The organism is Streptomyces sp. NPDC102441 (assembly GCF_044765585.1).
In the GTDB taxonomy this organism is placed as follows: Bacteria; Actinomycetota; Actinomycetes; order Streptomycetales; family Streptomycetaceae; genus Streptomyces.
Window position 1 is genome coordinate 260,260 of the sequence record NZ_JBIWKH010000004.1, and the last position, 13,148, is coordinate 273,407.

The following is a 13,148-nucleotide window of genomic DNA, read 5'->3' on the forward strand; positions in this document are numbered from 1 at the left end:
TCCGTCTTCTGTGGCGGATCCCTATATCACTGGTCCGATGTCCATTGCCAATTTGCTTGTACAGGCCGCCGATTGATAGAGCCGCACGCCTTTGACCAGCGGTGACGCCACGAGATGTCACGTCTCGTAACCGCACGGACGCTTCGCGTACGAAGATCACCACTCATCCGACTTCATGATCGTTCGTCAGGTGGTGGAGATCACAAAGACGTTGTCGTACCCCGTGTCGCAGATCACAGGATGGCAGGCATAGGATGCGGGGCAGTCGGGCTTGTGAACTGCCTCACATGTGCACGATCTTGATGAGGTGGCGAGCCGGTCGCCCGATGCGGTCCAACGGTCAAGGACGACTGGAAGGAGCGAGGAGCGTGAATGCCTACGCGCCCATCCTCGTGCTCGGCGCCCTCGGGGCAGGGTTTGCGATCTTCTCCGTGGTCATGGCCACGCTTATCGGCCCGAAGCGGTACAACCGAGCAAAGCTCGAAGCGTACGAGTGCGGTATCGAACCCACCCCCACTCCAGCCGGAGGCGGCCGTTTCCCCATCAAGTACTACCTGACGGCGATGCTGTTCATCGTCTTCGACATCGAGATCGTCTTCCTCTATCCCTGGGCGGTCACCTTCGACGCCCTGGGGATTTTCGGGCTCGTGGAGATGCTGCTCTTCGTGCTCACCGTCTTCGTCGCCTACGCGTATGTGTGGCGCCGGGGCGGCCTGGAATGGGACTGAGGGGCTGAGGGGCACACCATGGGACTCGAAGAGAAGCTGCCGAGCGGCTTTGTGCTGACCACTGTCGAGCAGGCCGCCGGCTGGGTACGGAAATCGTCCGTCTTCCCCGCCACCTTCGGCCTCGCCTGCTGCGCCATCGAGATGATGACGACCGGCGCCGGGCGGTACGACCTGGCCCGTTTCGGGATGGAGGTCTTCCGCGGATCGCCGCGGCAGGCGGATCTGATGATCGTCGCCGGGCGGGTCAGCCAGAAGATGGCGCCTGTCCTGCGGCAGGTCTACGACCAGATGCCGAGCCCCAAGTGGGTCATCTCCATGGGGGTTTGCGCATCATCCGGCGGAATGTTCAATAATTACGCCATTGTTCAGGGTGTCGACCATATTGTCCCGGTCGACATCTATCTTCCGGGATGCCCGCCGCGTCCCGAGATGCTGATCGACGCCATCCTCAAGCTCCACCAGAAGATCCAGGGCTCCAAGCTCGGGGTCAACGCGGAGGAGGCCGCCCGCGAGGCGGAGGAGGCGGCGCTCAACGCACTTCCCCTGATCGAGATGAAGGGGCTGCTGCGATGAGCGACGAGCAGAACAGCAACAGCGGCCAGGTGCCCGTCCCGAGGGACGACTCCGGCGAGGTCATCGGCGTACGCAAGGGCATGTTCGGCGCCGACAACGGCGGCGACACCTCCGGCTACGGCGGACTCGTCCGCACGGTGACCCTGCCGGGAGCCGCCTCCCGGCCGTACGGCGGCTGGTTCGACGAGGTGGCCGACGAGCTGGAGGGGGCCCTGGAGGAACAGGACCTGCTCCCGGACGAAGCCATCGAGAAGACGGTCGTCGACCGGGGTGAACTCACCTTCCACATCGCCCGCGAGCACCTGCTCCAGGTCGCCCGCACCCTGCGCGACGACCCCGCCCTGCGCTTCGAGCTCTGTACGGGCGTCAGCGGTGTCCACTACCTGGGGGACAAGGGACGCGAGCTGCACGCGGTCTACCACCTGCGCTCGCTCACCCACGGGCGGCTGATCCGCCTGGAGGTGTCGGCCCCCGACAGCGATCCGCACATCCCGTCCCTCGTCGAGGTCTACCCGGCCAACGACTGGCACGAGCGCGAGGCGTACGACTTCTTCGGGCTGATCTTCGACGGGCACCCCGCCCTGACCCGGATCATGATGCCGGACGACTGGCAGGGCTTCCCGCAGCGCAAGGACTACCCGCTCGGCGGCATCGCCGTCGAGTACAAGGGCGCCCAGATCCCGGCTCCGGACCAGCGGAGGTCGTACAGCTGATGACCACTCCCCACGCAACTCCCCGCGCCACGACCGAGGGGACTGTATATACAGTCACCGGCGGCGACTGGGACGAGGTCGTCGAGTCCGCCGCCAAGTCGGACGACGAACGCATCATCGTCAACATGGGCCCCCAGCACCCGTCCACACACGGCGTGCTGCGGCTCATCCTGGAGATCGACGGCGAGACCGTCACCGAGGCCCGCTGCGGCATCGGCTACCTCCACACCGGCATCGAGAAGAACCTCGAATTCCGGAACTGGACGCAGGGCACCACCTTCGTCACCCGCATGGACTATCTGACCCCGTTCTTCAACGAGGCGGCGTACTGCCTCGGGGTCGAGAAGCTCCTCGGCATCGAGGACCAGATCCCGGACCGGGCCACCGTCCTGCGCGTGCTCCTGATGGAGCTCAACCGGATCTCCTCGCACCTGGTGTGCATCGCCACCGGCGGCATGGAGCTCGGCGCCACGACGATCATGATCTACGGCTTCCGCGATCGTGAACTCGTTCTCGATCTCTTCGAGCTGATCACCGGCCTGCGGATGAACCACGCGTTCATCCGGCCCGGCGGCCTCGCCCAGGACCTGCCCATGGGTGCGATCGACCGGCTCCGCGAGTTCATCAAGACCATGAAGAAGAACCTGCCGGAGTACGACAAGCTCGCGACCGGCAACCCCATCTTCAAGGCCCGTATGCAGGACGTCGGATACCTCGACCTGACCGGCTGCGTGGCGCTCGGCGCCACCGGCCCGATCCTCAGGTCCGCCGGACTCCCGCACGACCTGCGCAAGACCGATCCGTACTGCGGCTACGAGAACTACGAGTTCGACGTGCCCACCGCGGACACCTGCGACGCCTACGGCCGCTTCCTCATCCGCCTGGAGGAGATGCGCCAGTCGCTGAGGATCGTCGAGCAGTGCCTGGAACGGCTGGAGCCGGGCCCGGTCATGGTCGCCGACAAGAAGATCGCCTGGCCCGCGCAGCTCGCGCTGGGACCCGACGGACTCGGCAACTCGCTCGACCACATCAAGAAGATCATGGGCACCTCCATGGAGGCCCTGATCCACCACTTCAAGCTGGTGACCGAGGGCTTCCGGGTCCCGGCCGGGCAGACGTACACCGCCATAGAGTCCCCCAAGGGCGAACTCGGCGTGCACGTCGTCTCGGACGGCGGCACGCGCCCCTTCCGGGTCCACTTCCGCGACCCGTCCTTCACCAACCTGCAGGCCATGGCGGCGATGTGCGAGGGCGGCCAGGTCGCCGACGTCATCGTCGCCGTCGCGTCCATCGACCCCGTGATGGGAGGCGTCGACCGGTGACCGCATCCAACCAAGAAGTCAGCCTGGGGATGCCGCAGCTCCCCGCCCCGGCCTACCCGGCCGAGGTGCTCACCCGGCTCGAAGCGGACGCGAAGGAGGTGATCGCCCGCTACCCCGGCAGCCGTTCCGCCCTGCTGCCGCTGCTGCACCTGGTGCAGTCCGAGGAGGGGTACGTCTCCCGTACGGGCATGGCCTTCTGCGCGGACCAGCTCGGCCTCACCACCGCCGAGGTCACCGCGGTCGCCACCTTCTACACGATGTACCGCCGAAGGCCGAGCGGCGACTACCAGGTCGGGGTCTGCACCAACACCCTGTGCGCGGTCATGGGCGGCGACGCCATCTTCGACCAGCTCAAGGAGCACCTGGGCGTCGGCAACGACGAGACGACCGAGGACGGCAAGGTCACCCTCGAACACATCGAGTGCAACGCGGCCTGCGACTTCGCGCCCGTCGTGATGGTCAACTGGGAGTTCTTCGACAACCAGACACCGGAGAGCGCGACACAGCTCGTCGACGACCTGATCGCCGGCCGCACCGTCGAGCCCACCCGTGGCGCGCCCCTGTGCACGTACAAGGACACGGCCCGGATGCTGGCCGGCTTCCCCGACACGCGCCCCGGCGCCGTCGAGGCGAGCGGCGGAGCGGGGGCCGCGTCCCTGGTCGGGCTGAAGCTCGCCAGGGGCGAGGGCGCGCACGCACGCGTGGTCGGACAGCGGGGCGAGACACCACGGGACGCACCGCAGAAGGGCGCCGAGCATCTCAGCTCTCACGATGCGCCGCAGCAGACCTCGGCCTCCGACCCGGAGTACCCGGCCGGGCCCGCCGCCGAGGAGGGGGAGTGATGACCTTGGCCGCCGAGATCGACAAGAACGGGACCAGCCCGGAGAAGCTCCTGACTCCTGTCCTCTCCTCCTTCTGGGACGAGCCGGAGTCCTGGACGCTGGACACCTACCGCCGCCATGACGGATACGAGGGGCTGCGCAAGGCCCTGGCCATGGAGCCCGACGACCTGATCGCGTACGTCAAGGACTCCGGTCTGCGCGGACGCGGGGGCGCGGGCTTCCCCACCGGGATGAAGTGGCAGTTCATCCCGCAGGGCGACGGCAAGCCGCACTACCTCGTGGTCAACGCCGACGAGTCGGAGCCCGGGACCTGCAAGGACATCCCGCTCCTCTTCGCCAACCCGCACAGCCTCATCGAGGGCATCGTGATCGCCTGTTACGCGATCCGCTCCTCGCACGCCTTCATCTATCTGCGCGGCGAGGTCGTGCCCGTACTGCGGCGGCTGCACGAGGCCGTGCGCGAGGCGTACGAGGCGGGCTACCTCGGGACGGACGTCCTGGGTTCCGGGCTCGACCTGGAACTCACGGTCCACGCGGGCGCCGGTGCCTACATCTGCGGTGAGGAGACCGCGCTGCTCGACTCGCTCGAAGGACGGCGTGGCCAGCCCCGGCTCCGGCCGCCCTTCCCCGCGGTCGCCGGTCTGTACGCCTGCCCCACTGTCGTGAACAACGTCGAGTCCATCGCCTCGGTTCCCGCGATCCTGAACAAGGGCAAGGACTGGTTCAAGTCGATGGGCAGCGAGAAGTCCCCGGGCTTCACGCTGTACTCGCTCAGCGGCCACGTCACCAGCCCCGGCCAGTACGAGGCACCGCTCGGCATCACCCTGCGCCAGCTGCTCGACATGAGCGGCGGCATCCGGGCCGGGCACCGCCTGAAGTTCTGGACGCCCGGCGGCTCCTCCACCCCGATGTTCACCGACGAGCACCTCGACGTCGCCCTGGACTACGAGGGCGTCGGGGCCGCCGGATCCATGCTCGGCACCAAGGCGCTCCAGTGCTTCGACGAGACCACCTGCGTGGTGCGCGCCGTCACCCGCTGGACCGAGTTCTACGCCCATGAGTCCTGCGGAAAGTGCACGCCATGCCGTGAGGGCACCTACTGGCTCGTCCAGCTGCTCCGCGACATCGAGGCAGGCAAGGGCGAGATGGCCGACCTCGACAAGCTCAACGACATCGCCGACAACATAAACGGCAAGTCGTTCTGCGCCCTCGGAGACGGCGCCGCCTCGCCGATCTTCTCCTCGCTGAAGTACTTCCGCGAGGAGTACGAGCAGCACATCACCGACAAGGGCTGCCCCTTCGATCCGGCCAGGTCGACCCTCTGGGCCGACGACGAAGACGACAAGAACGCTCACCGGGGGGTGAACGCATGACAGTCACCACGAGTGCGCCCTCCGGGGGCGGCGAGGCGGCCGTTCCGCCCGAGGACCTCGTCACGCTCACGATCGACGGCATCGAGATCAGCGTCCCCAAGGGCACCCTGGTCATCCGCGCCGCCGAGCTCCTCGGCATCGAGATCCCGCGCTTCTGCGACCACCCGCTCCTCGACCCGGCCGGCGCCTGCCGCCAGTGCATCGTCGAGGTCGAGGGCCAGCGCAAGCCGATGGCCTCCTGCACCATCACCTGCACCGACGGCATGGTCGTGAAGTCGCAGATCACCTCGCCCGTCGCGGAGAAGGCCCAGAAGGGGGTGATGGAGCTCCTGCTCATCAACCACCCGCTGGACTGCCCGGTCTGCGACAAGGGCGGCGAGTGCCCCCTGCAGAACCAGGCGATGTCGCACGGCGGCGCCGACTCCCGTTTCGACGGGAAGAAGCGCACCTTCGAGAAGCCCGTCCCCATCTCCACCCAGGTGCTGCTGGACCGCGAGCGGTGCGTGCTCTGCGCACGCTGCACCCGGTTCTCCAACCAGGTGGCGGGCGACCCGATGATCGAGCTGGTCGAGCGCGGCGCGCTCCAGCAGGTCGGTACCGGCGAGGGCGACCCCTTCGAGTCGTACTTCTCCGGCAACACCATCCAGATCTGCCCGGTCGGGGCGCTCACCTCGGCGGCGTACCGCTTCCGTTCCCGGCCCTTCGACCTGGTGTCGACGCCGTCGGTGTGCGAGCACTGCGCCGGCGGCTGCGCCACCAGGACCGACCACCGGCGCGGCAAGGTCATGCGGCGGCTCGCCGCCAACGACCCCGAGGTCAACGAGGAGTGGCTCTGCGACAAGGGCCGCTTCGGCTTCCGCTACGCCCAGCAGCGCGACCGGCTCACCACTCCGCTCGTACGCAACGCGGAGGGTGTGCTGGAGCCGGCGAGCTGGCCGGAGGCACTGGGAGCCGCGGCTGCCGGACTCTCGGGGGCGCGCGGAAGGACCGGCGTGCTCACCGGAGGCAGGCTGACGGTCGAGGACGCCTACGCGTACAGCAAGTTCGCGCGGGTCGCCCTCGACACCAACGACATCGACTTCCGGGCCCGGGTCCACAGCGGTGAGGAAGCCGACTTCCTCGCCGCGCGGGTGGCCGGACGCGGACGCGACCTGGACGGCAGCGGGGTCACCTACACCGCGCTGGAGAAGGCTCCGGCGGTCCTGCTGGCCGGATTCGAGTCCGAGGAGGAGGCGCCCGGCGTCTTCCTCCGGCTCCGCAAGGCCTTCCGTAAGCGCGGGCAGCGGACGTTCGCGCTCGCCTCGCACGCCAGCCGTGGCCTGGAGAAGGCGGGCGGCACACTGCTCCCCGCCGCACCGGGCACCGAGACCGAGTGGCTGGACGCACTCGCGGGCGGGGTCGGCCTGGAGGCCGAAGGCGCCGCGGCGGCCGAGGCGCTGCGCGGCGAGGGCGCCGTGATCGTGGTGGGCGAGCGGCTCGCCGCGGTGCCGGGCGGCCTGACCGCCGCCCTGCGCACCGCCACGGCGACCGGCGCCGCACTGGTCTGGATCCCGCGCCGTGCGGGCGAACGCGGCGCACTGGAGGCGGGCGCGCTCCCGTCGCTGCTGCCCGGCGGCCGTCCCGCGACGGACCCCAGGGCCAGGGAGGAGGTGGCGTCCGTCTGGGGCGTCGCCGAACTGCCCGCCGGCTTCGGCCGCGACACCGGCCAGATCGTGGAGGCCGCGGCCACCGGCGAGCTGGCCGCACTGCTGGTCGCGGGCGTCGATCCCGAGGACCTGCCCGACCCGGCAGGGGCGCTGCGGGCGCTGGACGCGGTCGGCTTCCTGATCTCGCTGGAGCTGAGGCCCGGCGCGGTCACCGAGCGCGCCGACGTGGTCCTGCCCGTCGCTGCCGTCGCGGAGAAAGCCGGCACCTTCCTCAACTGGGAGGGCAGGGCGCGGATGTTCGAGGCCGCGCTGAAGCCCGAGCAGCTGCCGAGGACGCTCTGCCCGTCCGACGCGAGGGTGCTGCACATGCTGGCCGACGCCCTCGACGTACGCCTCGCGCTGCCCGACCTGCGGGCGGCCCGCCGTGAACTCGACCGCCTCGGCGGCCGGGAGGACGGCTACGCGCAGGACCCGCGGGCGACGTCCCGCCCGGTGCCCAGGCCCGGTGACGGCGAGGCGGTCCTCGCGGGCCACCGGATGCTGCTCGACCGGGGCCGGCTCCAGGAGGGCGACGAGGCACTGGCCGGCACACGGCACGCGGCCGTGGCCCGGCTCTCGCCGGCCACCGCGGCCGAGTCCGGGGTGAAGGACGGCGATCTGCTGGCCGTCACCGGGCCCACTGGCACCACCGAACTCCCGCTGGCGGTCACCGAGATGCCGGACCGGGTGGTGTGGGTGCCGCTCGACTCCGTCGGCCGGGGCGTCCCCGCCGACACCGGCGCCCAGCCGGGCGGACTCGTCCGGATCGGTCCGGCCGCCCCGGGCTCCCACGTCGTGACAACGGAGGTAGGAGAGTGACCGGCCTCGCCCAACTCGCCGCGGCACCTCAGGGTGCCGTCCTCGCCGCCGAGGACCTCTCGATGTTCGGCACGGACCCCTGGTGGCTCGTCGTCGTCAAAGCGGTGTTCTGCTTCGCGTTCCTGATGGTGACCGTGCTGTTCTCCATCGTGTGGGAGCGCAAGGTCGTCGCCTGGATGCAGCTGCGCGTCGGCCCCAACCGGCACGGCCCCTGGGGCATGCTCCAGTCGCTCGCCGACGGCATCAAGCTGATGCTCAAGGAAGACGTCGTCGTCAAGCGGGCCGACAAGGTCGTCTACATCCTGGCCCCGATCATCGCCGCCGCACCGGCGTTCGCGGCGATCGCCGTGATCCCGTTCGGCCCGGCCGGCAACGAGGTCTCGATCTTCGGGCACCGTACGACGATGCAGCTGACCGACCTGCCGATCGCGATGCTGTACATCCTCGCGGTCGCCTCCGTCGGCATCTACGGCATCGTGCTGGCGGGCTGGTCCTCCGGATCGACGTATCCGCTGCTCGGCGGTCTGCGTTCCTGCGCCCAGATGATCAGCTACGAGATCGCGATGGGCGCCGCGTTCGCCTCGGTGTTCCTCTACTCGGGCTCGATGTCGACGTCGGAGATCGTGGCGGCGCAGGAGGACCGCTGGTTCATCCTGCTGCTGCCGGTCTCCTTCATCATCTACATCATCACGATGGTCGGTGAGACCAACCGCGCCCCGTTCGACATGCCGGAGTCCGAGGGCGACCTGGTCGGCGGCTTCAACACCGAGTACTCGTCGATCAAGTTCGCGATGTTCATGCTCGCCGAGTACGTCAACATGGTCACCGTCTCCGCGGTCTCCGTGACCCTCTTCCTCGGCGGGTGGCGGGCTCCGTACCCGGTCAGCACCTTCTGGGAGGGCGCGAACCACGGCTGGTGGCCGATGCTCTGGTTCGTCATCAAGGTGCAGCTGCTCCTCTTCTTCTTCATCTGGCTGCGCGGCACGCTGCCCCGCGTCCGCTACGACCAGCTGATGAAGCTCGGCTGGAAGGTCCTGATCCCGGTCTCCGTGGTCTGGCTGATGCTGGTCGCCACGGTCAGGGCGCTGAACAACGAGGGCTACGACTACTCGAAGATCCTGCTGTACGTCGCCGGAGCCGTGATCGCGGTCCTGCTGATCTCCTTCGTCGCCGACATGTTCCGCGACCGGAAGACCAGGGCCGCCGAGGAGGCGGCCGGACCGGAGCCGGCGTTCGACCCGATGGCGGGCGGATTCCCCGTGCCACCGCTGCCAGGGCAGTCCCTGCCGCCGGTGCCGCGCCGCACGCCGCGCCGGGAGCGGGAGCTCGTTGTCAGTGGCGGGCCGGATACTCAGAGTGACGACCATGCGGGTGTCGGAAGTTCGAGTGACGGAAGGGAGGCTGACGGTGTCTGAGTCATCAGAACCCTCAGGGGAGAAGTTCCAGAATCCTGTGGCCGGCTTCGGCGTGACCTTCAAGGCCATGTTCAAGAAGCGGCTCACCGAGCAGTACCCGGAAACGCAGAAGGTGACAGCGCCGCGCTTCCACGGCCGGCACCAGCTCAACCGTCACCCGGACGGGCTGGAGAAGTGCGTCGGCTGCGAGCTCTGCGCCTGGGCGTGTCCGGCGGACGCGATCTACGTCGAGGGCGCGGACAACACGGACGAGGAGCGCTACTCCCCGGGCGAGCGCTACGGCCGCGTGTACCAGATCAACTACGCGCGCTGCATCCTGTGCGGGCTCTGCATCGAGGCGTGCCCCACCCGGGCACTCACCATGACGAACGAGTTCGAGCTCGCCAACACCACCCGCGAGAGCCTCATCTACACCAAGGACGAGCTGCTCGCGGGGCTCGAGGACGGCATGGTCGACAGCCCGCACGCGATCTTCCCCGGCATGGACGAACAGGACTACTACCGCGGTCTGGTGACCGAGGCCGCTCCCGGCGCGGAGCGCCAGGTCGCCGTCTCAAAGGGAGAAGCGGACAAGGAGGTGGACGTATGACCTCCACCCTGGCCGCAGCGGCCACCGCCACCTCGACCGGCGAGGCCGTCCAGTTCTGGATCCTCGGCACCGTCGCCGTCATCGGCGCGCTCTCCACCGTCCTGATGAAGAAGGCGGTGCACAGCGCGCTGTCGCTCGCCGGCACCATGATCGTGCTGGCGGTCTTCTACCTCGCCAACGGCGCGTACTTCCTGGGCATCGTCCAGGTCGTCGTCTACACCGGCGCGATCATGATGCTGTTCCTCTTCGTGGTCATGCTCGTCGGCGTCACGGCGGCGGACTCGCTGAAGGAGACGCTCAAGGGCCAGCGCTGGCTGGCCGCCGCCTGCGGGCTCGGCTTCGGCATCCTGCTGATCGCCGGCATCGGACAGGCGTCCCTGAGCAGCTTCAACGGTCTGGGTGCGGCGAACGCCCGGCACGGCGGAAACGTCGAGGGCCTCGCCAACCTCATCTTCACCAAGTACGTCTTCGCGTTCGAGATCACCGGCGCCCTGCTGATCACGGCGACCGTCGGCGCGATGCTGCTCACGCACCGCGAGCGCACCGAACGCGCCAAGACACAGCGCGAGCTCTCCCAGGAGCGGGTGCGCGGCAGCCATCTGCCGCCGCTGCCGGCCCCCGGTGTCTACGCCCGGCACAACGCCGTGGACATCGCGGGACTGCTCCCGGACGGCACCCCGTCCGAGCTCACCGTCATGCAGACCCTGCGGCAGCGCGGCCAGATCCGCGATGTGTCCGACGAGGCGCTCGCCGACCTCAAGGCGCTGGAACAGCGCTCCGGGGAGCGGCTCGGCCGTGGCCGCGGACCTGCCCGTGACCACGCGGAAGAAGAGGAGGAGGTCGCCAAGTGAATCCCGTCAACTACCTCTACCTCGCGGCCCTTTTGTTCACGATCGGCGCCTCCGGCGTGCTGATCAGGCGGAACGCGATCGTGGTGTTCATGTGCATCGAGCTGATGCTCAACGCCTGCAACCTCACGCTCGTCGCCTTCTCCCGGATGCACGGAAACCTCGACGGCCAGATCATCGCCTTCTTCACGATGGTCGTCGCCGCCGCCGAGGTCGTCATCGGGCTGGCGATCATCGTGTCGCTGTTCCGCTCCCGCCACTCGGCCTCGGTCGACGACGCCAGCCTGATGAAGCTGTAAGGGGTCGGAATCGTGGAAAACCTGATTGCGCTGCTGGTCGCGGCGCCCCTGCTCGGAGCGGCGGTCCTGCTCTGCGGAGGCCGCCGGCTCGACCGGGCCGGACACTGGATCGGCACGGTGCTCGCCGCCGCGTCGTTCGTCATCGGTGCCGTCCTGTTCACGGACATGCTCGGCAAGGGCGCCGAGGACCGCGCCCTGCACCAGAAGCTGTTCAGCTGGATCCCCGTCGAGGGGTTCCAGGCCGACGTGGCCTTCCAGCTCGACCAGCTGTCGATGACGTTCGTCCTGCTGATCACGGGTGTGGGCACGCTGATCCACATCTACTCCATCGGCTACATGGAGCACGACGAGCGGCGCCGCCGCTTCTTCGGCTATCTGAACCTCTTCCTCGCGGCGATGCTCATCCTGGTCATCGCCGACAACTACCTGCTGCTGTACGTCGGGTGGGAGGGCGTCGGTCTGGCGTCGTACCTGCTCATCGGCTTCTGGCAGCACAAGCCCAGTGCGGCCACCGCGGCCAAGAAGGCCTTCCTGGTCAACAGGGTCGGCGACATGGGCCTCTCCATCGCGATCATGCTGATGTTCACCACCTTCGGCACGTTCGCCTTCGGGCCGGTGCTCGACGCGGTGGAGGCGCCGGGCGGTCCGAGCGAGGGCAAGCTCACCGCGATCGGCCTGATGCTGCTCCTCGCCGCCTGCGGCAAGTCGGCCCAGGTGCCGCTGCAGTCCTGGCTCGGTGACGCGATGGAGGGCCCGACCCCGGTCTCCGCCCTCATCCACGCCGCCACCATGGTGACCGCGGGCGTCTACCTCATCGTGCGCTCCGGCGCGATCTTCAACGCGGCGCCCGACGCACAGACGGTCGTCGTGGTCGTCGGTGCCGTCACGCTCCTCTTCGGTGCGATCGTCGGTTGCGCGAAGGACGACATCAAGAAGGCCCTCGCAGGGTCGACGATGTCGCAGATCGGCTACATGATCCTCGCCGCGGGCCTCGGTCCCATCGGCTACGTCTTCGCGATCATGCACCTGGTGACGCACGGCTTCTTCAAGGCCGGGCTCTTCCTCGGCGCCGGTTCGGTCATGCACGGCATGAACGACGAGGTGGACATGCGGAAGTACGGCGGCCTGCGGAAGTACATGCCGGTCACCTTCGTCACCTTCGGCCTCGGGTACCTCGCGATCATCGGCTTCCCCGGCCTGTCCGGCTTCTTCTCCAAGGACAAGATCATCGAGGCGGCCTTCGCCAAGGGCGGTACCGAGGGCTGGATCCTCGGCTCCGTCGCCCTGCTGGGCGCCGCGATCACCGCGTTCTACATGACGCGCGTGATGCTGCTGACGTTCTTCGGCGAGAAGCGCTGGCAGCCCACTGCGTCCGATGGCGGCTCCGCCGCGGGGCCGGGCCATGAGCCGCACCCGCACGAGTCACCGAAGTCCATGACGATCCCGATGATCGTGCTGGCCTTCGGGTCGGTCTTCGCCGGAGGCTTCTTCTCCATCGGGGACCGGTTCATGCACTGGCTGGAGCCCGTCACCGGACACGACCACGGACACGCCCCGGTCAGCGCGACCACCGTCACCGCCGCCACCATGGTGGTGCTCGTCATCGGTGTCGCCATCGCCTGGGCGATGTACGGGCGCAAGCCCGTGCCCGCCGTCGCCCCGCGCGGTTCCCTGCTCACCAGGGCGGCCCGCCGGGACCTCCTCCAGGACGACTTCAACCACGCGGTCCTGGTCCGTGGCGGCGAACACCTCACCCGCTCCCTGGTCTACGTCGACCACACCCTGGTCGACGGTGTCGTCAACGGCACGGCCGCCTCGATGGGCGGGCTGTCCGGCCGGCTGCGCAAGCTGCAGAACGGCTACGCCCGCTCCTACGCGGTCTCGATGTTCGGCGGTGCGGCGGTCCTCATCGCCGCGACCCTGCTGATGAGGGCGGTCTGAT

Annotated in this window: 12 protein-coding genes; all 12 read left to right on the top strand. The window is 68.7% G+C overall.

Going from position 1 to position 13,148, the window contains the following annotated elements:
- Positions 1–368: 368 nt before the first annotated feature.
- Genes ACIREO_RS09940 through nuoL form a run of 12 tightly spaced genes read left to right on the top strand, consistent with a single transcriptional unit; the run spans position 369 to position 13,147 of the window.
- Positions 369–728, top strand: coding sequence for an NADH-quinone oxidoreductase subunit A (locus ACIREO_RS09940; RefSeq protein ID WP_003992243.1), 360 nt, complete (start codon positions 369–371; stop codon positions 726–728).
- A gap of 18 nt (positions 729–746) precedes the next feature.
- Positions 747–1,301 (top strand): NADH-quinone oxidoreductase subunit B family protein, encoded by a 555-nt coding sequence (locus ACIREO_RS09945; protein WP_069171248.1) that lies wholly within the window; start codon positions 747–749, stop codon positions 1,299–1,301.
- Positions 1,298–2,014, top strand: coding sequence for an NADH-quinone oxidoreductase subunit C (locus ACIREO_RS09950; RefSeq protein WP_404107099.1), 717 nt, complete (start codon positions 1,298–1,300; stop codon positions 2,012–2,014). Before ACIREO_RS09945 ends, ACIREO_RS09950 begins: the two co-directional genes overlap by 4 nt.
- The gene (locus ACIREO_RS09955; RefSeq protein WP_404107100.1) at positions 2,014–3,336 is read left to right on the top strand and encodes an NADH-quinone oxidoreductase subunit D; all 1,323 of its coding nucleotides are present in this window, start codon (positions 2,014–2,016) and stop codon (positions 3,334–3,336) included. Before ACIREO_RS09950 ends, ACIREO_RS09955 begins: the two co-directional genes overlap by 1 nt.
- 29 nt (positions 3,337–3,365) lie before the next feature.
- On the top strand, positions 3,366–4,178 hold the full coding sequence (nuoE, locus tag ACIREO_RS09960) for an NADH-quinone oxidoreductase subunit NuoE (protein ID WP_404107528.1): 813 nt from the start codon (positions 3,366–3,368) through the stop codon (positions 4,176–4,178).
- Positions 4,178–5,551 carry an NADH-quinone oxidoreductase subunit NuoF gene (gene nuoF, locus ACIREO_RS09965; RefSeq protein WP_404107102.1) on the top strand — a complete coding sequence of 458 codons (1,374 nt, stop codon included), beginning with the start codon at positions 4,178–4,180 and terminating at the stop codon, positions 5,549–5,551. The genes nuoE and nuoF overlap by 1 nt, the downstream gene beginning before the upstream one ends.
- Positions 5,548–8,055, top strand: coding sequence for an NADH-quinone oxidoreductase subunit G (locus tag ACIREO_RS09970; RefSeq protein ID WP_404107103.1), 2,508 nt, complete (start codon positions 5,548–5,550; stop codon positions 8,053–8,055). The genes nuoF and ACIREO_RS09970 overlap by 4 nt, the downstream gene beginning before the upstream one ends.
- Entirely contained in the window at positions 8,052–9,470 is a 1,419-nt protein-coding gene (nuoH, locus tag ACIREO_RS09975; RefSeq protein WP_404107105.1) for an NADH-quinone oxidoreductase subunit NuoH, read from the top strand. Before ACIREO_RS09970 ends, nuoH begins: the two co-directional genes overlap by 4 nt.
- On the top strand, positions 9,463–10,059 hold the full coding sequence (gene nuoI, locus ACIREO_RS09980) for an NADH-quinone oxidoreductase subunit NuoI (RefSeq protein ID WP_404107107.1): 597 nt from the start codon (positions 9,463–9,465) through the stop codon (positions 10,057–10,059). The genes nuoH and nuoI overlap by 8 nt, the downstream gene beginning before the upstream one ends.
- Positions 10,056–10,910, top strand: a complete 855-nt coding sequence (locus ACIREO_RS09985; RefSeq protein WP_404107108.1) for an NADH-quinone oxidoreductase subunit J — start codon at positions 10,056–10,058, stop codon at positions 10,908–10,910. The genes nuoI and ACIREO_RS09985 overlap by 4 nt, the downstream gene beginning before the upstream one ends.
- Positions 10,907–11,206: an NADH-quinone oxidoreductase subunit NuoK gene (nuoK, locus tag ACIREO_RS09990; RefSeq protein WP_099173920.1), complete on the top strand. Its 300-nt coding sequence runs from the start codon at positions 10,907–10,909 to the stop codon at positions 11,204–11,206. Before ACIREO_RS09985 ends, nuoK begins: the two co-directional genes overlap by 4 nt.
- A gap of 12 nt (positions 11,207–11,218) precedes the next feature.
- The gene (gene nuoL, locus ACIREO_RS09995; protein WP_404107110.1) at positions 11,219–13,147 is read left to right on the top strand and encodes an NADH-quinone oxidoreductase subunit L; all 1,929 of its coding nucleotides are present in this window, start codon (positions 11,219–11,221) and stop codon (positions 13,145–13,147) included.
- Position 13,148 lies beyond the last annotated feature (1 nt).

Bases quoted from the DNA above. Each gene is read 5' to 3' on its own strand.
- ACIREO_RS09955 (WP_404107100.1), top strand. From the start codon at position 2,014: ATGACCACTCCCCACGCAACTCCCCGCGCCACGACCGAGGGGACTGTA.
- nuoE (WP_404107528.1), top strand. From the start codon at position 3,366: ATGCCGCAGCTCCCCGCCCCGGCCTACCCGGCCGAGGTGCTCACCCGG.
- ACIREO_RS09985 (WP_404107108.1), top strand. From the start codon at position 10,056: ATGACCTCCACCCTGGCCGCAGCGGCCACCGCCACCTCGACCGGCGAG.
- ACIREO_RS09970 (WP_404107103.1), top strand. From the start codon at position 5,548: ATGACAGTCACCACGAGTGCGCCCTCCGGGGGCGGCGAGGCGGCCGTT.
- ACIREO_RS09945 (WP_069171248.1), top strand. From the start codon at position 747: ATGGGACTCGAAGAGAAGCTGCCGAGCGGCTTTGTGCTGACCACTGTC.
- ACIREO_RS09950 (WP_404107099.1), top strand. From the start codon at position 1,298: ATGAGCGACGAGCAGAACAGCAACAGCGGCCAGGTGCCCGTCCCGAGG.
- nuoF (WP_404107102.1), top strand. From the start codon at position 4,178: ATGACCTTGGCCGCCGAGATCGACAAGAACGGGACCAGCCCGGAGAAG.